A 20,564-nucleotide genomic window follows, 5' to 3' on the forward strand; every position below is an offset into this window, starting at 1 on the left:
GTGGATAAATAACTGGCCCTGACGGCGCGCCCTGGCCACGGCTCCTGGCACCAGCCCGGTGCCCGCCACCGCCCCTCCGGCTGCGGCGCGGACGGCACTAGCGGGTGTCGGATAACGGTTGACGGCATGGCCTACCCTCCGGCTGCGGGCGGCACGCCCCGTAACTGGACTACCGAGCCAAGCCCGGCGCCTGCCCTACGGCTGCAGGGGCCACAAGCTGGTTACCCTGCGCCGGTTCCTGCAGCAGGCTGCTTCCTGGGGCCGTACAGGCCGACCCGGCTCCCGTAACATCCGCACACGTTCCTTCTACCGGTGATCTGGCGGTCCTGGCCCGCCCTCGCATACGGTGGACACATGCCTGACTCCCCCGCGCCGCCGCCCCTCAACGCAGCGCCTGTGGCTTCAACCGCGCGCAGCAGAGCCGCTGCCAAGCAGCGCTCCGCCCTGTCCCTGGCAGCACTGGCCTCGGTGGCGGTGCCCGGCCTGGACCCGGCCCGCCTGACCACCCCCCAGAACAGCTCTCCTGAACTGCGGCAGATCGGCGTGGTAGACACTGCGGGCCGCACCTGGGAGGTGCTGGAGCCCCAGGACGACGCCACCGGCGCCTCCCTGGAGGCTGAGGCCGGGGTGCTGCGGTCCATCGGCCGGGTGGCGGACGACGGGCGGGTCTCCTTCCAGGTGGCCCGGGTGGCGGGATCGGTGCGTACCGGGGGGACGCACGTCCAGGTGCGCACCTACCTGCCCGGCTCCCCCATAGACCTGCGCAGGCTGCACCCCGGCCCCGGGCTGTCCTCCGGGCTGGGCCGGGCGCTGGGTGAGCTGCATGAGCTGCCGGTGTCCGTGATAAACGAGGCGGGGCTGCCGTCCTACAGCGCGCAGGAGGTGCGCCAGCGCTGGGTCCAGCTCCTGGACGAGGCTGAGAGGACCGGGAGGCTGCCTGAGCAGCTGGTACGCCGCTGGCGGCAGGCGCTGCGGCACCCTGCCCTGTGGCGTTTCCGGCCGGTCGTGGTCCACGGTGACCTGGCTGAGGAGAACGTCCTGGTCGCTGGCGGCGGCGTGGTGGGCATCCGGGGCCTGTCCCAGGCCCATGTCGGTGACCCGGCGGAGGACCTGGCCTGGGTGTACGCCTCCGTGCCCCTGGAGTGCCTGGACTCGATCGAGAACGGCTACGACATCGCCCGTAGCGAGGGGGTGGACAAGCACCTGCGGGACCGGGCCGAGCTGGTCAGTGAGCTGGGCCTGGCGCGGTGGCTGCTGCACGGGGTGCGGTCCCAGGACGAGACGGTGGTGGAGGACGCCGTCGCCATGCTCGCGGACCTGCTGGAGCAGGTGGGGGACGACCCCCTGGTGGAGGAGATAGAGGCCCACCTGGCCCCGGTGAGCTCCGCCCGCGTCACCTCCCCCGATGACACCACCTTGGACGTGGCGATGGTCGGTGTGGAGCAGCCTGAGGAGCCAGCGCCTGCCCCGCAGAGGGACGGCGAGGTCACCGAGACGTTGAGCCAGGTCCCCCCCAGCGGCAGGCAGGCGCCAGTGCAGCAGCACCAGCCGGTTCCCAGCCAGGCTCCCGCCACGGTGCAGCTCAGTGTGGTGCCTGCCGCCCCCACTGGCACCACGGTCCTGCACAAGGAGAAGGAGCCGCAGGACGATCTAGGCCGTCTGGGGGTGTCCGGCAACGGGCAGAACCGGCGAACAGGCTCCCGAGCACAGGGAGCGGGCGGGCCGGGTGACGGCGCCGTCACGGAGCCGGTGGGCGTTCCGGTTCCTCCGGCCTCCGGCGGGGACGGCCTCCGCTCCCGTCCCTCTGCGCGGCCCGGGGCGGGCACCCGCAGCCGTCTGGGGCAGGCGGCCACGCCTCTGGCCGACAGCACCCTGGGCCTGATTGACGACCTCAGTGACGAGGACATCCTCACCTCCTCAACCGTCGAGTAGGTCCCGGCGGGTCCTGGGCCGGGATCAGCCACTGAGGCTTAGGGCACGGGTCAGCTCCTCCAGGGGCACGAGCTGCTGGGCTGAGAGCTCACGCACCTGCCGGGACGGCTCGGCCTGGGCCACGTACACGTAGGCGGCCCGCACGCTCTCCGGCTCGACCTCCTGCGCCCGGGCCCAGGCGTGGACGTAGACGCTCAGCTGCTCTACCGGGACCTCCTGACGCCCTGTCTTCCAGTCCACGATCAGCCAGCCCCCGCCGTCCACCTGCTTGAAGACCGCGTCCAGGCGGCAGCGCAGCGTGACCCCGGCCAGGGTGGTCTCCAGCTCCTTCTCCGTGTGCGCCAGCACGTAGCCCTCCAGCAGGGGCAGGGACTCGACGACCTGCAGCCAGGACTCCACCTGCTGGCGGTCAGCCGGGCTGAGGGTCGGGGGCGCCCCGGCCTCCTGCAGGCTGAGCAGACCGGCCTGCGCCGCCAGCCGCTGGGCCACCGCCTCGTGGAACACGGTACCCAGGCGGCTGCTCGGGCTGGGCCTGGGGGGCAGGGGACGACGCAGCGCCAGCGCGAGCTCGTCCGGCCGCTCCCGCAGGTCGTCGACCTTGGTGGCGGCCAGGTGCGCAGGCAGCCGCACCTGGGGGACCTCCTGCGCCAGCTGGCTGCGCTCGGCCAGCAGCAGGGCTGCCTCCGTGCACCAGCGCGCCACCCGCAGGTCAGGGGCAGGGGCCCCGGCAGTAGCCGCGTCAGTGTCAGTCAGGCCGCTACCGGGCCGCCTGGCGCCGGACGGCGTCGCCTCCGTGCACCAGCGCGCCACCCGGGGGGCGGGGGCGGGGGCCTCGACGGTGGCCCGGTTGCTGCCAGGCAGTGCCGCGCCAGACAGTCCGGCGTCCGGCAGCCCAGTGCCCAGCGGACCAGCTTCCGGTAGCCCAGTGCCAGGCGTTCCGGCAGGGCCTGTCTCTGCGGGCCGTGTCCGGGCCTGCCTGACCAGCTGGGCGGCCTGCAGCCGAGCCTGTTGCAACCGGCCCTCCCGCGTGTCGGGGCTGGTCTCATGCGGCCAGGTACCGGTGGCCTGAGAGGCTACCAGCGGGTTCAGGGCCTGCGGGTCGGGCTCCGTCCAGCCGTCACCGTAGGGGGTGACCAGCTCACGGCGTCGCAGCTCGGCCAGGAAGCGGGACACGGGGCGGGGGCTGCTGGCCCCCTTGGCCAGGTGGGAGCCGGTCAGCAGCAGGTCGTGCCGGGCCCGGGTAAAGGCCACGTAGGCCAGGCGCCGCTCCTCCGCCAGGCTGTGCCTGCCCAGCGCCTCCCGGTAGACCGCCAGCTCCTGCTTGAGGTCAGCGGCCTGCTCTGCAGCGGGCTCCATGCCTCCCAGGGTGAAGGGGGGCAGGGTGTCGGCATCGGCACGCAGGGGGTGGGGCAGCTCCTCCGCGCTGGTCATCCAGCCGGATGTCACCAGGGTGAGGTCGTCCGTGGGCTTGGCCCGGTAGGAGGGGAACACCTGCTCGTCCAGGCCGCAGACGCACACGGTGTCCCACTCCAGGCCCTTGGAGGCGTGGACCGTGAGCACCTGCACCGCACCCGGCTCCGGCTCCACCTCTGGGGCGGCGAATCCAGCCTCCCGCTCCTCAGCGGTGTCCAGCCACTGCAGGAACCCGGTGAGGGTGGGGGCCTCCATGTCGGCGGTGAACTGCTCCGCGGTGGCACGGAAGGCGTCCAGCGCCCGGCGCCCCAACGGGTTGCCGACGCGGGCGGTGACCTCGATGTCCAGCCCCAGCGCCCGCTCAGCCAGCACCACCTGCTCCGGCAGGGGCAGGCCCAGGGCCCGCCGGGCGCGCCGGACCGCCCGCCCCAGGGCGACGGCGGCCCGTCGGCCCGGCTCGCTGAGACCGGGCGCCGTCGGAGGCTGCTCCTGCTCGTCCAGGCGGGTGAGGTGCTCTACGGCCTCGGCCAGCAGGGGGTGCTCCGCCTCCTCACTGTCCGGCTGCCAGCCCGGGCTGTGGGAGGTACGGCGCAGGAGGCTGCGGGACAGGCGGTGCAGCGCCTGGAGGTCGCTGGCCCCGATCTGCCTGCCGGTGAGCAGGCGCACCAGGCGGTCGCCCCGCTCCGGGTCGGCTGCGACCGTGAGCAGGGCGCGCACGTCGGCGACCTCTGGCACGGAGAGCATCCCGCCCAGGCCCACCACCTCGTAGGGCAGGCCGTGGGCCTCCAGCGCCTGGGCCACGGGCCCCAGCTGCTCCCTTGTCCGGCACAGGACCGCCATCTGGGCGGTGGGACCCCAGCGCTCATCCAGGAAGCGGGCGATGTGCTCGGCCTCCTGCAGCGGGTCCTGCAGGAAGGCTCCCGCCACCAGGCCGTCAGCCAGCCCGGTGCCCGCAGGGCGCTCCACGAGCTCCTGCACGGGTATGTGCTCGGTGCGCGGGTCCCCCGCCTGCGGCTGGTGGTGGCGCAACGGCCCGGAGGTGACGTTGGCGGCCTGGAGGATGCGCCGGTCGTTGCGCCAGGCAGTGGACAGCTGCAGGACCGGGGTGTGGGTGGCAGCCGGTCCGCCAGCGGCTACGGCGGCGGTGCCTGCCGGGTTGAACCGGGCGTGGAAGGTGTCCAGGGCCCCGGCGCTGGCTCCCCGCCAGCCGTAGATCGCCTGGTTGGGGTCCCCGACCGCCGTGACCCCACTGCCCGCGAACAGCGCGGAGAGCAGGCGCAGCTGGGCCACCGAGGTGTCCTGGAACTCGTCCAGGAGCACGGCGGGGTACTGGGCGCGCAGGGCGTGGACGGCCTCGGGGACCTCCTCGCAGACCCGGCAGGCCAGGGCCACCTGGTCCCCGAAGTCCAGCAGGTTGTGGCGCCGTTTATGGTCCCGGTAGGCCTGCACCAGCCCCAGCATCTGACGCTGGGTGCGCAGGTTGCCAGGGGCCTTGCCGATGATGCTCTTGAGCCCCCGGACCCCGGCCAGTGCCGTGAACAGCTCCTCCAGGTCGGCCAGCTGCTCCTGCGCCTGCGGGACGCTCAGCAGGTTCTCGGACAGGGCGGCGTCAAGCCGCAGCACCAGGGACGTGGCGGAGCCCGCCTTGTCCAGAGGCAGCGGCTCGGTGCAGGACTCCACCAGGCCGGAGGCGATCTGCCAGGCGCGGGCCTCGGTTATGAGCACCGAGTCAGGGGCGGCTCCGATGCGCAGCCCGTGGTCGCGCACAATGCTCCCGGCGAAGGAGTTGTAGGTGGCGATGGTCGGCTCCGGGGCTTCCTGCGCCTGCCCCTCCAGCAGGCCCGAGGCGGCGAGCTGGGAGAGCCTGGTGGCTACGCGCTGGTCCAGCTCCGCCGTCGCCTTCCGGGTGAAGGTCAGCCCGAGGACCTGCTCCGGGCGCACCTGGCCGCTGGCCACCAGGTAGACGACCCGCTGGCTCATGGTGGCGGTCTTGCCGGAGCCGGCCCCCGCCACCACCAGCACGGGGCTGAGAGGGTGGGATATGACCTGGGACTGCTCGGGGGTGGGCGTGTGCACCCCCAGGGCGCGGGCCAGTTGCTCGGGGGTGAGGTCCCGGGAGGCCAGGCCCGGGGACTGGAGGGAAGGGCTCGGGGACTCGGGATCGAGGCCCGGGGAGGTCAGGCGCTGGGGCTGGGGGGTGGTGCTCATACGATGGTCCTGCGGCCTTCTGGCTGGATCGGGCAAGAGTCCTTGACGGAGCAGCTGCGGCACTGCTCCCCGCTGCGTGCCAGCAGGGTGGGTCCGCTGGCGGCCTGCGCGGCCTCCCGCAGCAGCTCGCGGGCCCAGTCCTGCCCGCTGTCGGGGTCGGGGCTGGGGTCCAGGGCCGCCCCCGGGGGCTCCAAGGCGGGCAGGCCACCGTGACGTTTGCGCGGCTCCTTGCCCAGCAGCACCAGGGCGGCGCCGTCCACCTCGTAGCCGTTGGCCTCCAGCGCCAGCCGGTAGGTGGCCAGCTGGGGATGGCGGCTGGCCTCGCTGTAGACCCGCTGCCCGGTCTTGAGGTCTATGAGGCGGACCTTCCCCTGGGGGGCGGTGCTCGGCCCCGGCAGCCGTTCCAGGCGGTCGATGCGTCCGGACACCCGCACCGGGACCGGGGCTCCCGGGCTCCCGGCGGCAGGCTCCAGCAGCAGCTCCGCGGTTATCTCCTGCTCCACCAGGGCTGGCTCGAGCACGGACTCCAGGTAGGTGGCCAGGCGCTCGACCACCTCCCGGGCGTGGTCTGCCGCCACCTGCCCCAGCCAGGTAGCGGGGTAGCCCAGCGTGGGCAGCAGGGTCTCAAAGCGTTCCAGGAGCCTGTCCCGGCTGAGGCCCTGCTCCTCCTGCTCCTGGGCGAGCTGGTGCACCAGGTCACCCAGCCGTTGCGCTACGGAGGGCGCGTCACCGGCGCCGTGCCGTTGCAGGAACCAGCGCAACGGGCACTGGGTTAGGGACTCGACGGCGGAGGGGCTGACCTGCACGACCTGCCCTGCCGCCACCAGCGGCTCCTGGGAGGTGGGGCCCTGGAGCCCCAGCCACTGCTCCGGGGCGGCTCCGGTCACCCCCTGGTCGGCCAGCTCGGCCAGCAGCTGCGCGGCTGCCTGCGCCCGCGCCCGCCTGGTGTCGGAGGCCTCCGGGAGGGCGCCGACCAGCAGGTGCTGGCGCAGCTCGGCTACCAGGCCGCGCAGGGTGAGGTCGCCGACGTCCTCCTGAAGGAGCGGCTGGCCGTCGTCGTCGAGCACGGGCGTGCCTGCTGCCTGGGCGATCTCCAGCAGGAAGGACGAGGGGGCGTGCTCGGCGTCGCTGACAGCGGTGACCAGCAGCCGACGGCTGGCACGGGTCAGGGCGGCCAGGAGCATGCGCCGCTCATCGCCGCGCACCTGGGCGCGGGCCAGTACCGGGTCCACCTGGCTGCGGGGGGTGCCGTCCGCGCCCAGGGGCAGCCGCCCGGTGACGGCGTCCACCAGCAGGCCGGAGCGGGTCAGGGAGTCTCGCAGGCGCAGGTCCGGCCAGGCGTCACGCTCCAGCCCCATGACCGCCACCAGCTCCCACTGCCCTCCGGCAGCGCTGGCCGGGGTGAGTACCTGCACGCCTTCAGGGCGTATGCCTTGGGGGGCCACAGAGTCCGACGGCAGCGCCTCGGCGGCGACCTCGGCCAGGAAGTCCTGGGCCCGGGCCCCGGGGTGCCGCTCCGCCCAGACCTCCGCGCGCTTGAACAAGGTGGTGACCACGTCGAGGTCGTGCTCGGCAGCCTCCTGCAGCTCGGGGTCCACCCGGCCGTCCTGCGGGCTCGGCCAGACCTTCGGAGTACCTGCCGAAGCAGTGGCGGCGGGGCCCACGGTCTCGTTGGGCGCTGGCAGGCCCAGGGCGGTGGCCTGCCAGCGGGCGGCGCAGCCGGAGGCCTCCCAGGCGGCCCACAGCAGGGCCTCCACGTCAGGCCCCGGTGCCGCCGCAGGCTGGCCTCCTGCCTGCGCTCCCCCGCCAGCAGGAGAGGGGACCGGCCCCTTCCCAGCCACAGAGCTGGCAGCACCCCCCTCAGCCAAGGCGGTAGCGGCCCCCTCCTCCGGCGGGACGAGCGCGGCCCCAAGACCGCCCGCCTGCAACGTCCCGGCCGCCGGGCCGGTGAGCCTACGCAGGGCCGCGATGATCTGGGCGGCCCGCCAGACCAGGGCCCACTGGTGGCGCAGCGGGGAGCCGACCTGCTCCTGGGCGAGCCCGGCAGCGGCCTCCGGGCTGCTGACCGTCTCCAGAAGGTACTGGTCTGGGCTGGCCTCGGCTGCTCTTCCCTGGCGCAGATGACGCCGTAGCCGCCGCAGGTCCAGGCTGCTCAGCCCCACCAGCGGGCTGCCCAGCAGCGCCATGGCCGCCGCGTGCTCGGGCAGGCTGCCCGGTCCCTGCCCGAGCTGCTGGGCCACGGCCGCCTGGACCACGTCCAGCAGAGCGGCAGCAGCAGGCTCCGAGCGCAGCAGAACCGCTGGCTGAGAGGCCGCCAGGGGGACTCCCCGCCGTCGTAGCTCCCCCGCGACCACCCGCACCTGCTTGGCGGAGCGCACCACCACGGCCATGCTGCTCCAGGACGTGCCGTGGTGGACGTGCTCCGCGCGCAGGGTACGGGCCACCTGCGCTGCCTCCTGCACCGGGGAGGAGGCCAGGAGCACGCTGACGCCGTGGGGCGCGCCGTCCTGCGCCGAGCCTGCTGACGGGGTGCCGGTGCGGAGGGCCACCCCTAGTCCAGCCTGCCCGTCCCGGTCCGGCACCGCCGGTACCTCCGGGACCTCCGGCACGCCCGGGAGGTACTGTCGCACCTGGCCTGCTCTCCGGGAAGGTGCAGGGAGGTCCGGCACGTCCGGGAAGGACGCCTGCCGGTAGGCCGGGCTCCCGGTGACCGGAACCCGGGCGGCCTGGTCCTGCCATACCTTGAGCAGGGCGGCGTTACCTCGGTGCCGGACGCCCAGGACCAGCAGCTGCGCCGCCAGGGTCCTGCGGGACCGGGCCTCCTCCAGCAGGCTGGGGGAACCGCCCCGGAAGGTCTCCACCGCCACGTCCGGGTCACCGAACACCACCACCTGGGCACGGTGCCCCTGCGTGTCCGGCTGGGCGAGCTGGGCCAGCAGCCGGGCGGTGGCAGCGGTGCAGTCCTGGTAGTCGTCCACCAGCACCAGCGCGGGGACCGGCCGGGGCTCCAGGACGCCTTCACGGTCCCAGTCACGCAGTGCCTCCGCGGCCCGGTCCTGCAGGCGCACGCTGTCCATCTTGCGTACCTGGGAGCGCCGCGCCGCCGAGGCCCGCCCCTGCGCGTCCCAGGTGCGCAGCAGGGCGGAGACCGGCTCCCACACCGGCACCTGGAGCACCTGCCCGAGCTCACGCAGCTCCTCCGCACCGACCCCCAGCTCCCCCGCCCGGGCCAGGACGTTGCGCAGCTCGGAGCGCAGAGCCCGGGAGCCCACCGCCTCCGGCGCCAGCCCCGGCCACTCCACGGCCTGGACCATCTGCGCGAGCACGGTGTCCTCCTCCGTACCGGTAAGCAGGACCGGTGGGGGCAGCGGGTCGGGACGGCGGGTGAGGAAGGTGGTCAGGATGCTCTGCGCCAGGGAGACGGGAGTGCGCACGCGCACCTCCCCGGCGCCTTTCCCGGCCTGAGCCAGCAGGTGGGCGGCCCGCTGGCGCAGCCGGTCCGCCCGCGCCCGGGTGGGGGCCAGCAGCACGGTGTCACGCCCCTGGCCTACCGCCTCCACCAGGGCGTGCAGGGCCAGCTCCGTCTTGCCGGTGCCCGCCGCACCCAGCACCACCAGGTTCCCTCCGCCCCGCACCGCCTCCAGGACCAGCTGGCCGCAGGAGTCAGGCTGTGGCAGCGGCACCGGCGCCAAGGGCGGCAGCAGCTTGACGACGGGGCTGGCGGGTTGGGAAGGCATGGGTCAATGACACCACGAGCCTGTGACACAAACTCGCGCACACCATGCTCGTGCGGACGCGGGTTCCGTGACGAGTTAATCCCGGCGCGAGGGGCCGACTCGAGCAGCAGCGCTCCTAGCCTGTCTCCGCGAGGTCAGGTCCTGCGCCTGCGAGATCGGCACGGCCCTCATCGGTGACCCACAGGGCCTCGATGCGTCAGGTCCTGCGCCCTCGAGGTCGGCACCAGGCTCTGCGCGGGCGCCACAGCTCTTGCCGCGGGCACGGCCCGGCCTTCCTCCGCCGGCCCTGAAGGCGGGCCGGGCCGCAACCCGCCGCCCTCGACGTCGGCTGCCCACCGAGGGTCCAGAGTTCCCGCAGGCGAGCGTCCGCGCGCTGCGAAACCGGGCCTCGCTACCCCCTTCCGTGCCGGTGGCCGCCAGCGTAGAGCCTAGGCTGTTGCGCAACCATGTCCCGCTGCACGCGCCAGCCCAGAACGTGCGGCTTACCTGAGGAGGCACTGTGAAGGTCACCATCGGCATCAAGCACGCCAGCCGGGAGCTCACCCTGGAGACCTCCGAGTCCCAGGACGAGGTGCTCTCCCGCCTGAGCGGCGCAGCCACCGGTGACGTCGTTATGACTGACGACCGGGGCCGCAAGGTGTTCGTCCCGGCAGGCTCCCTGGCCTACGTGGAGCTCGGCGAGGTTGAACCCCGGCGGGTAGGTTTCGGGCTCTGAGGCAGACCACCACCTTTTCGTCTCCCCGGTCACAGGCCGGTGAGGAAAGGCACGCCGGAAGGATTTGCTACCGTACAGAGGAGCGGTCTAGAGTTCTAGGCATCGCCGCGGGGTGGAGCAGTTCGGTAGCTCGCCGGGCTCATAACCCGGAGGTCGCAGGTTCGAATCCTGTCCCCGCCACTGACGCCGTAGCGGCACGGAGCCCGGTCCCAGCAGGGGCCGGGCTCTTGCGCTGCCCGGGCCTTGCTACCCAGGCCTTCTGCCCCGACTTTCTTCCTGTCGCCCGAGCACTGCCCTGTAGTCGCCTGGACCTACAGCATCCTCCAGGCGCCAACGCAGACGCGAGACGCCCACGAGACCCCGCACGCTCCACCACCCCAGGGACTACCCGTGCCGCGGCCGCTAAGACTTCCTCCGCCCGGGCGCGCTCCACCACCCCGCCGGACCTACCCGCCAGCGCACACCCTGGCACTGCCCGCCCGGAAACTGTCACTGGCGGAGGACTAGAGCAGCAGCACCACCCCACCCCGCATCACAGAACGTTGAGATAGCAACCCCGCCTTTGCCACATCATTGCTAACGAATGACCCCTAAGCCTCCGCCAGTGACAAAACGTCGTAGCCCGGCAGAAACCCGACCGAGACCAATCCGCTCCCATGACATAAGACCCACCACCCCGCCAAACCCGCCCAGAAGGCCCCCCACCCCCTTACCGGCGGTCAATTTGCTACTGGAAACGCAACACTCTTCAGCTCAACCACTCCAGACACACAAGCACCAGCCATGAAACCCGCCTAATTGATCTGCGTTAGAAACGCCATTTCATATCGGTTATGCTCCCACAGTCCCCTAGACCCAGGAGCCTGCTGTGCACCCGAGCTCGAGAACAGTCGCCCTGCTCTCCACCATCTCACTGGCAGCCCTCACTACCATCCAGCACCCTGCCGCCCCCTACTCCGTCGCCACCGCCAGCACCGGGGAGGCCAACGTCGTCGTCGTCGCCAGGTTCAAAGGAGACACGGTCGGAGACCAGCAGACCGGCCTGAACGCCAGGCACCCCATCCACAAGAACCTCAGCCGCTGGACCCAGCTCAAGGCCCAGTACACCAGCCAGCCGGACCAGATCCTGGCCTCCGTGCTCTCCCTGGACGCCTACATCCGCCACGTCTCCGCCAACCAGCGCAAGGTCTCCTCCTTCTTCCCCCAGGACGCCAGCGGCCCCTCCGGCCCAGACACCCAGGTGACCTACATAGACCTACCCCGCACCAAGACCCAGTACGAGTCCGCCTCCACCGCCTCCACCGAGCCCGCAGGCACCCAGCTGCTCCAGGACGTGGTCGCCGCCCTGGACGCCCTGGACACCCCGGCCTCCGCCCAGTGGGACACCAACCAGGACCATCAGGTGGACCACCTCTCGGTGCTGGTGCAGGTCTCTGTCAGCGAGCCGGTCACCGCCTCCTCCCCCCTGCTGTGGCCGCACCACGGCAGGCTGTCAGCCAGCACCGGCGTAGACGGGCTGGCGGTCAGCGACTACAGCCTGCTCCCCGCCCGCCACACCGAGACCGACAGCCCCGACTACACCCTCGGCCTGGGGGACTCCACCGTCAAGCAGGAGTACCTGGGAGTCCTGGGGCTGCCCCCGCTGTACCGCAGCGAGGCTGAGCGGGAGGACCCCACCGGCCCCGTCGGCCCCTGGGACCCTCGGGCCAAGGCCGCCAACCAGCTGCCGCTGGCCCAGAGCCGGGAGGACCTGGGCTGGACCAGCATCCAGCGCCTGCCCTCCACCCCCGGCAACCAGACGGTCACTCTCCACAGCTTCGGCTCCGCCGCCGGCCCCCAGGCCGTCAGGATCGCCTCCCCCCTGAACCCGACTGAGTCCTTCGTGCTGGAGTACCGGCGCAAGAGCGAGTACAAGCCCGGCGCCCCCGCACCCGACCGCAGCCTTCCCCGCTCCGGCCTGCTCGTCTACCGCGTCAACCCTGCAGCCGCCAGCACCGGCGCCGCCCGTCCGGGCAAGGAGGGCGTAGGCCGCGACTACCTGTACGTATTCCGCCCCGGGGAGACCGGTGTACTCGACGCCGCCGGCCGTCTGGCTGAGGCTACCCTGACCGCCCCCAGCGGGCGCTTCGCGGTGGCAGGGCCCCGCTACGGCGTGCGCTCCCGCCTGGGCTCCTCCCAGCTGTCCGCCGGTATCCAGGCCGACGCGATCGTGGACTCCCTGGGCCGTAACTCCGGCCTGATCGTGGAGGTGCTGGAGCAGGATGACGACTCCCTAACCTTCAGGCTGAGCGTGCCGGACCTGTCCGGCCAGCCCGCGTGGTCCCTGGTGCAGGCTCCCGCTAGCCTCCCCGCCGGTGCCTTGGCAGCCGACGCCGCCAGCACGCCGTCAGTCACCAGCTCTCCCGGAGGCGCTGTGGCCGCAGTGGCTAAGCAGCCCGACGGCGCCTACGCAGTCACCGCTTTCTCCGGCGGGGCCTGGCACGCCCTGGGCGCGCCTGCGCTCGACCCCACCCGGCAGTGGGGAACCCCGGTCCTGTCCTGGGTGGAGGAGCGGCTCTACCTGCTGGCGCCCGACAACACCACGGAGGCCCCCCGGGTGGTCCTGTGGGCCTATGAGGGGTCCCAGTGGACCCAGGTGGCGGAGCAGGCCACCACCGCCCCGACCGACGCGCCGCTGCTGACCGCCCTGGGCACGGAGCTCTACGCCCTGGCCGGGGGTGAGGGCGGGCAGCCGCAGCTGCTGCGCCTCGTGCCGGGCCAGGGCCTGGAGCCGGTGGGCCCCCAGCTGCCGGGCCCGCTAGCCAACCCGGTGCTGACCCAGACCGGGGGCGCTCCCACGGTGCTGGCCGGTCAGCCGGACAGCCCCAGGGCGGTGACGCTGCGGCTGGAGTCTGGTGCCTGGCAGGAGACCCACAGCCTGGAGCAGTCTCCGCACAGCCAGGCGGCAGGCACCTGGGGCAGCGGGCCGGAGGAGCGCTCACTGGTGGTACGCGCCACCACCGCGGGCGGCGCCTCGGTGGAGCTGCTGGGCCCGGAGGGCCGGGTGCTGCGGAGCGTGCCCGCCACCGGGCTGCCCTCTGCCCTGAAGCGTGTGCAGGTCATGATCAAGGGCGGGACCGTCTACCTGCTTACCACTTCGGGTCCCGGTGACCTGGTGGAGGTCTACACCTCCCCCCTGGACCTGGCTGGCTCCTGGGCGCGCCTGGGTGAGGTGGTGGCCTCCTCCGGCAGCCCTGCGGCCCTGGCCGTTACCTCCCAGGAGGTGCTGGTGCTGGCCCCGGCACCGTCAGGCAGCACGAGCGGCCTGTACCGTTTCCCTGCCGGGGCGGCCCCGGAGGCGCCAGCCGGCGGTGGCCCGGCAACGAGCTCTCCGGCAGGCAGCGCCAGCCCGGGGCCGCAGGCGGGCCCCGGCACGGCGGCGACGACGTCGCCCACCGGCGGTGAGCAGGTAGCCACAGCGGGCGCCACCAGCACGCCGGGCCCTGGTGTCCCCGCCCCGGACCACAGCAGCACAGCGCCTTCGGCAGGCCCCTCGGCCCGCCCTTCGGCCCTGCCGGTCCCGAACCCGCGCCCCTCCCCCACCCGAGGGCAGGCAACCAGCACGCACCTGCCTGAGCCTTCCCCACAGGCGGCCCCGACCCCGGCCAGCCCCCGTCACCCAGGTGCCTCCACCACCGGCAGCCCCAGCGACGCTCCCGCAGCAGGCGCCAGCAGGATGCCCCGGCCCACACCCTTGGCGCCTACCCGCCCACCCCAGAGCCCCCCGGCAGCCCCGACTGCTGCCAGCCCCTCCGTGACGGCCGCCCCGACCGGGAGCGCCCCCACCTGCGCCCACCCCGGCCCCGGGCCGCTGTCCCCAGCCCCTGGAGCCTCAGCGCCCAGCGACGCCTCTGCCTCCAGCCCGGCCGTCCCACGCTGCGACAACGGCAGCAGGACCACCAGCCCCGCCGTCGGGCCGACGACCACCCCTCTCCCGGCCTCCGCCCCGGCTCGGCCTACCGGCGGTCCAGCGGTCACGCCCCCACCAGGCCCCAGCGACGCCGCGGAGCCGTCCCCGGCTACCATCCCGGAGCAGGACCTGGGGAACGCTGCTGGCAGCGCCACCCCGGAGGCGACGCCGTCGGCCAGTGCCCTGCCGGTACCGCCTGGGACCTTCCCGCTGCCACCCAGCGCCGCCCCCAGACCACCTGGCAGCAGCATGCAACCGCCTCCCTTGTCAGCCCCGGTGGCGCAGGCTGCCGGAGCCAGATCCCCGCAGCACGGCGGTCTGTTCCTGCCCGCCGGCCCGCAGCCAGGTGCCGCCGTCGCCCCGGGGACGGGGCTGCGCTTCCACCCGCCTCTGGCCACGCTGGCGGTGCTGGCCGCTACGGGGCTGGGCGCCTTCTCGCTGCTGCGGGCCCGGCGGGGACGCCACCGCGGCTGACGCTAGGGCCCCGAGCCGCGCGCCGGGCCCACTGGGCCCGCCTGTCCCTGCCAGCAGCAGCCGCACCTGGGCCGGTCCCCAGCGGCTTGCCCGCTTCCCTGCCGAGTCAACACGTACCCAGCCCGGTCCCGTCGCTGACGAGCCCGCGCAAGTAGCAGAGCCCCGGCCACCCGCACCAGGTAGGTGCAGGCAGCCGGGGCCTACTGGGTAGCCAGCGGCCAGTCCGCTACCCGTTCAGGCGCCCGTCAGCCTCCAGGGCCCGGTTCAAGGCGTCGTTCAAGCGCTTCTGGGCCTCACCGTACTTGGCCCAGTCACCCGCCTTCAGCGCCGCCTCCGAGTCTGTCATAGCGGTCTTGGCGTCCTGCAGGGCCTTGTCCAGGTCCGCCTGCGGGTCCCCGCTGCCCCCCGGTGCCGGGGCGGTGCCCGCCGGGGTGCTGGGATCCACGGTGGCCTGGGGCTCCGAGCTGGGCTGCGGGGCCGCGGTGGAGTCGCCACCACCCGCAGGGTCCGTGGGCGGCTTGGAGGTGTCATTGGCCGCTCCCGCGTTGCCGTCCACCACCTGTTCACCGGTCGTGGCCCCCGAGTCGCCCCCGAACACCTTGTCCAGGGCCTCGGAGAGCGTGTCCGCGAAGCCGACCTTGTCCCCGAACAGGACCAGTACCTTGCGCAGCAGCGGGAAGTGCGTGTCCCCCGAGGACTGCACGTAAACCGGTTGCACGTACAGCAGCCCCCCGCCCACCGGCAGCGTCAGCAGGTTGCCCTTGATGACCTGGCTCCCCTGCTGGCCGATCAGCGTCAGCACCGGGCTGGCCACCGGGTCGGTGTTGAACTTGTTCTGCACCTGTCCCGGTCCCGCCACGTTGGAGGAGCGCGGCAGCTCCAGCAGCCGCAGCCTGCCGTAGCCGGGCGCCCGCTTGCCCTTCTCCCCCGTGGCGGTCTCCGAGTCCACCGCCAGGAACCCGGTCAGCACGTTGCGGTCCGTGTTGCCGCCGATGATGTACACGCTGGACAGGGAGAAGCTGGCCCGCTCCTGGCCCGGCATCTGCAGGGTCAGGTAGTAGGGGGACTGGGGCGAGTCCCCGTCCTTGGTGGGGTCGTCAGGCACCTTCCAGAAGTCCCCACCGGAGTAGAACTCGGCGGCGTCAGTGACGTGGTAGCGAGCCAGTACGTCGCGCTGCACCTTGAACAGGTCCTCGGGGTAGCGCATGTGGGCCATCAGGTCCGCGCTCATCTCGCTCATGGGGCTGACCGTGCCGGGGAAGACCTCCTGCCAGGCCTTGACCAGCGGGTCCTGCTCGTCCCACTGGTAGAGCTTGACCGCGCCGTTGTAGGCGTCCACCACGGCCTTGACGGAGTTGCGCACGTAGTTGGCCTGGGCGGGAGCCCGCAGCAGGGTGGTGCCGCCGGTGGAGTCGGTGACGGCCTCCGCCAGGGACTCGTGCTGCGAGTAGGGGTACTCGTTGGAGGTGGTGTAGCCGTCCACCACCCACACCACGCGCTTGGGGGTGGAGGCGTCGTCGTCGTGGTCCACCACCGCCGGGTAGGGGTTGGCGTCCAGGGTCAGCCAGGGCGCGACCTTGGCCACGCGGGTGGCGGGGTCGCGGTCGTAGAGGATCTGGGAGCCGGCGTTGACCTGCCCGGAGAACAGGATGTTCACCTCACGGAACTTGATCGCGTACAGCAGCTTGTTCCACAGGTTGCCTACGTCGGGGCCTCCGTCTCCCGCGAAGCTGGTGTTGACCTGCCCGTTGGAGGCGTCGTCCGGGTAGTCCAGCTCGTTCAGGGCGCCGTCGGAGCCACCCACGATCGAGTAGCTGGGCGACTGGCGCCCGAAGTAGATACGCGGCTCGTACTCCCCCAGGTCACCGCGCGAGGGGATCCCACCCTCCCAGAAGGAGGGGGAGCCGTCCGAGGTGGCCGTGTTGCCGTGGGCGGTGACCACCCCGAAGCCGTGGGTGTACACGGTGCGGGTGTTGACCCAGGTCTGCTGCTGGGCGTCCAGGCCGTCCAGGTTCAGCTCGCGCACCGCCACGATCGTGTCCCTGCTGCTGCCCCCGATGTCGTACCGGTCCACGTTCATGGAGGAGGTGAAGGAGTAGTACTGCTTCTGCTGCTGGAGCTGCTGGAAGGTAGGGGCGACGACGTTGGGGTCCAGCAGGCGGATGGAGGTGGTGGACTCCGCGTCCTCCTTGAGCTGGCCCGCCTCCACGGTGGTGCGGGCGTCATAGGCCTGCTTCTCCACGTCCCCCAGCCCGTAGGCCGCCAGGGTGGCGTCGATGTTGCGCTGGATGTAAGGGGCCTCCTCCGCCTGGGCGTTGGGCTCCACCACGAACTGCTGCACGACGGCGGGGTAGGCCCAGCCCACGACCAGCGCGGAGGCCACGCTCACCACCACGCCGATCACCGGCAGGCGCCAGGACTCGGTGCGCAGGGAGTATAGGAAGAGCACGGCGATCACCACCGCGATCGCCGCCAGGATCGCCAAGGCGGGAAGCACAGCGTTGACGTCCGTGTAGGCGGCGCCGTCGAACTTGGCGTTGGAGGAGGCCAGGGCCTCGTAGCGTCCCAGCCAGTAGGAGGCGCCCCGCAGCAGCGAGTACAGGGCCAGCAGGACGGTCAGGTGGAGGCGGGCCTGGCGGGTCACGTGGGGCGAGCGCGTCAGGCTTATGCCCCCGTACAGGTAGTGGAGGGCCACGCTGACCACCCCGGCCAAGAGCACGGTACGGGTCAGGTAGCCCAGCAGCAGGCGCAGCAGCGGAAGGTGGAAGATATAGAAGGAGATGTCCAGGCCGAACTGGGGGTCGGTGGTGCCGAACTCGTGCGCGTGCAGCGCCAGCAGGACCTTGCTCCAGTGCGGCACCAGCTCCCACAGGGCCGCCAGGGTCCCCAGGAGCAGAGGCGCCCCCCAGGAGAACAGCCGCCAGAGCGGATCCACCATCTCCCGGTAGGCGGCCAGGTTCCGGCTGGACACGTCAGTGGGGTCCTCCATCCGGGCGCGGCGGGCCAGGACCATAGCCGTGCCCACGCTGGCGGCGGTAACCACCAGGCCCACCAGGAACAGTACCGACATGGTGCCCCAGCGGGTCCACAGCACCCGGGCGAAGCCGATCTGGTTGAACCACAGCACCTCGGTCCAGGTGTCCGCGAAGAATGCCAGCACCGTCGCCGCCACCGCGAGGATGCTGATGGTCATGACCAGCGGGCCAGGCAGGCGTGGGGACTGCTCCCCCCGGGCCACGGAGCCAGAGCCCTTACGGGGCGGCTGCCCGGAGCCCCGCGCGGGCCGGGCCTGCTGCGCCCGCCCAGCTGCCGGACGCTCGCCCGCGCCTTCAGCGGCAGCCGGACGCCTGCCGCTCAGCCCGGCGAACAGCTCGTCGGCAGCGGACAGGAACTCCTCGGCGCTGCGTGCCGCCGACAGGCCCTCCCGCGGCTTGTCCTCCCGGTGGCTGTCCTCACGACCGTTCCGGGAGGATCCACCAGCCTGTGAGGCCGCGGCGCCCCGGCCCAGCCCGGCGGACCGGCCGGAGCCGTCCTCCTGGGGGCCGTCCGGACGGCCCACGGGATCGGTCCAGAAACGGCGCGCCGCCCGGAACCGGTCTGGGCCTGTCTCCTCCCCTGCCGGGTCGTCCGCGGGGACGCCGGTGGGCGCACCGTCGGGGCCACCTTCAGGGTGGCCGGTGCCGTCAGCGCCTGGGGAGCCCGCAGGGGTGGAGCCGGTCGGCTCCTTGTCTGGGGACTCGTCGTCAGGGTGCTTCTTCACGTTGACGCTCCATCTTCGGAAAAGCTTGCGCGGGTGCGCGCCTGCTCCGTCCATGCTCCCACACCGTCCGCCCTGCCGGGAAAAGTGTCAGCACGGTGCGAGGATCAGCCTATGAGCAACTCCCCCACCGCCCCTTCCCCCACGCCCACCGCCGCAGACCAGGCGCCCCGGCCCCTGAGCCGCCAGGAGTCCCTGGCGCGCACCCTGGTCGAGATCGAGGGCCATGTAGACCAGCTCGGCTGGGACCGGCCGGTGCTGGTCTTCGCCCTGGCCCGCACCCTGGCCGTGCGGGACGCTGACCCGCAGGTGGCCCGGCTCCTACCGCCGGAGGCCCTGCAGGAGGCGCAGGCCAACCCGGAGGCCCTGACCGCGGTGCTGCAGGAGGACCTGCCGGAGGCCTCCACCCTGGAGGAGCTACTGGGTGCCCTGGCCTGGCCGGAGCACGTCGAGGGGGCGGCGATCTGCACAGAGTCCACGGTGGTTCCTGCCGCGGTGGAGCAGGAGGCCCTGGCCCTGGCTGACGAGCAGGAGCGGGCAGAGCTCCTGCGCACGCATCCTGAGCGCCAGGACGTGCGGATCCTGGCCGCGGCGCTGCGCAGCGGGGACAGCTGGTGCGTCATGCGCAGCCGGGGGCAGGAGGAGCTGCTGCAGGGCGAGTCCCTGGTGCCCCAGCTGGTCACCGGGCTGCACAGCACCTTCGCCTGAGCCTCCCCGGCCTTTGCCGCCCAGGCACCGGCCCGGTCCTGGCCAGCCTGTACCCCAGGCTGCGCCGACGCGCCGACGTCGCCCCCCAGCCGCCCTGCAGCCTGCTGCCCCGGGCAAATGAGGCGAGCACGGGGCTGTCTCAGTGGGACTCGGCGTCCCCCTCATAGCCCAGGGTGCCTTCCAGCAGGGACTCCAGGGCCGCGTCCACCTGGGACTCCATGTCCCGGGCGGCGCGGCGCAGGGCCAGGAAGTCCTCGGGAGCGTCCAGGTCCTGGGGGCCGGGGGCGATATCCGGGTGCTTCCAGAAGGCGTCCCGCTCACCGACCTCCACCTGCGTGCCCAGGTGCCGCCACAGCTGGGCAGCCTCCCGGGCGCGGCGGGGCCGGAAGGCCAGCCCCACCAGGCGGGCGAAGACCTGCTCCGCCGTCCCTCCCTGGGCGCGACGGCGGCGCAGCATCTCCTGCAGCTGGAGCGCGTGGGGCAGCTGGGCCACCACCGCCTGGAAGGTGACCACCTCCACCCAGCCCTCGACCACCGCCAGCAGGGTCTCCAGGCGGGTGAGGGCCTCCTGCTGGGCCGGCGTCTGCTGCGGGGCGAACATGCCGCCGCGCAGCGCCTCCTGCAGGGCCTGCGGGTCACTGGGGTCCACCTGGCTGACCGCCTCCTGGACGGCACGGTGGTCGATCTTGATCGCCCGGGCGTAGGCCTCCACCGCCGCCATGACCTGGCCGCGCAGCCAGGGCACGTGCGCGTACAGGCGGGCCGTGGCCGCCTCCCGCACCGCCAGGAACATGCGCACCTCCTCCTCGGGCACGTCCAGCCCCTGCGCGAAGGCCGCCACGGAGGCAGGCACCAGGGCGGTCCCAGGGCGGTGGCACAGGGGCAGGCCGATGTCGGTGGCGGAGACGGACTCGGTGGCCAGCTGCCCGATAGCCTGCCCCAGCTGCAGGGCGAAGGCGGTGCCCGCCATCATGCGCATCATGGAGCCCAGGGCCCCCAGCTGCCTGGTCTGCTCCCCCAGGTGCGCGGGCATCTCCTTGATCTGCTCGACCAGGGCGCTGGTTAGGGCCTCCGTGGCGGCCGTGGCCACCGGGGCGCAGACCTCCTTCCAGGCGGGGATGGTGTGCTCCACCCAGTCCGCCCGGCTCCAGGCCTCCCGCACCCCGGGGGCTGGCAGGAAGTCTGTGCAGGTGTCCAGCCACAGGTCGGCCACGGTCAGGGCCTGGCGCACCTCCTGGGCCTGGGCGGCGGTGACCACCGGGTCCCCGCCGGAGCGGGCCTGCTGCAGGGCCAGCTCCTGGCCGACCTTCCAGTTCACGGGCTCACCGGCTGAGGAGCTGAGCATCTGCTGCAGCTGGGCACGCAGGGCCAGGACCTGGTTGGGGCTCATCCTGGAGAGCTCCTCCAGGCCCCCCATGCTGGCCAGCTGCTCGGCGTCCACCCCGGAGGCTTGCAGGGCGGCGACGGCGTCGGCGGCGGCCTGCTCCCCCATCAAGGAGGCCAGCAGGCCACGCAGCCTCTCGAAGGGGTCCTGTGACTCTGCCGACATGGCTCCTCCTCACGCTGGCCCAGGGGCCTGGCCGGGTACCTACGACGGCGATCCTGCCATGCCTGCGGCCCGGGTGGTACGGGGCGGGCGGCGGGCCCGGCCGCTGCGCGCTGGGTGAAACC

At 72.9% G+C, this 20,564-nt stretch carries 8 protein-coding genes and 1 tRNA gene; 5 read left to right on the plus strand and 4 right to left on the minus strand.

The features are described from left to right. Nucleotides 1-354: 354 nt before the first annotated feature. On the plus strand, nt 355-1,932 hold the full coding sequence (locus JG540_RS10720) for a phosphotransferase (protein WP_200274992.1): 1,578 nt from the start codon (nt 355-357) through the stop codon (nt 1,930-1,932). A 24-nt stretch (nt 1,933-1,956) separates the two neighbouring features. On the opposite strand, the gene JG540_RS07340 is transcribed toward JG540_RS10720, so the two are convergent. Together JG540_RS07340 and JG540_RS07345 are read right to left on the minus strand one after the other, a co-directional pair. Further along, nucleotides 1,957-5,553 carry an ATP-dependent DNA helicase gene (locus JG540_RS07340; protein ID WP_200274994.1) on the minus strand — a complete coding sequence of 1,199 codons (3,597 nt, stop codon included), beginning with the start codon at nt 5,551-5,553 and terminating at the stop codon, nt 1,957-1,959. After that, nucleotides 5,550-9,290 (minus strand): UrvD/REP family ATP-dependent DNA helicase, encoded by a 3,741-nt coding sequence (locus tag JG540_RS07345; protein ID WP_200274996.1) that lies wholly within the window; start codon nt 9,288-9,290, stop codon nt 5,550-5,552. The genes JG540_RS07340 and JG540_RS07345 overlap by 4 nt, the downstream gene beginning before the upstream one ends. Nucleotides 9,291-9,789: 499 nt before the next feature. On the opposite strand from JG540_RS07345, the gene JG540_RS07350 reads away from it, so the two are divergent. The 3 genes from JG540_RS07350 (at nt 9,790) to JG540_RS07360 (ending at nt 14,428) form a co-directional block, all read left to right on the plus strand. Then, a complete protein-coding gene (locus tag JG540_RS07350; RefSeq protein ID WP_200274998.1) occupies nt 9,790-10,005 on the plus strand; it encodes a DUF3107 domain-containing protein in 216 nt (71 codons plus the stop codon). Between the two features lie 106 nt (nt 10,006-10,111). After that, nucleotides 10,112-10,185 (plus strand) — tRNA-Met (locus JG540_RS07355). A 688-nt stretch (nt 10,186-10,873) separates the two neighbouring features. Further along, on the plus strand, nt 10,874-14,428 hold the full coding sequence (locus JG540_RS07360; protein WP_200275001.1) for a hypothetical protein: 3,555 nt from the start codon (nt 10,874-10,876) through the stop codon (nt 14,426-14,428). A 226-nt stretch (nt 14,429-14,654) separates the two neighbouring features. On the opposite strand, the gene JG540_RS07365 is transcribed toward JG540_RS07360, so the two are convergent. Then, nucleotides 14,655-17,621, minus strand: coding sequence for a UPF0182 family membrane protein (locus JG540_RS07365; protein WP_234042991.1), 2,967 nt, complete (start codon nt 17,619-17,621; stop codon nt 14,655-14,657). Between the two features lie 678 nt (nt 17,622-18,299). Between JG540_RS07365 and JG540_RS07370 the strand changes: the two genes are divergently transcribed. Continuing rightward, nucleotides 18,300-18,893: a PPA1309 family protein gene (locus JG540_RS07370; protein WP_234042738.1), complete on the plus strand. Its 594-nt coding sequence runs from the start codon at nt 18,300-18,302 to the stop codon at nt 18,891-18,893. 139 nt (nt 18,894-19,032) lie between these two features. Here JG540_RS07370 and JG540_RS07375 read toward each other — a convergent pair whose 3' ends face one another. Then, a complete protein-coding gene (locus JG540_RS07375; RefSeq protein WP_200275005.1) occupies nt 19,033-20,442 on the minus strand; it encodes a zinc-dependent metalloprotease in 1,410 nt (469 codons plus the stop codon). Between the last annotated feature and the right edge of the window lie 122 nt (nt 20,443-20,564).

Source organism: Actinomyces weissii (assembly GCF_016598775.1).
In the GTDB taxonomy this organism is placed as follows: domain Bacteria; phylum Actinomycetota; class Actinomycetes; order Actinomycetales; family Actinomycetaceae; genus Actinomyces; species Actinomyces weissii.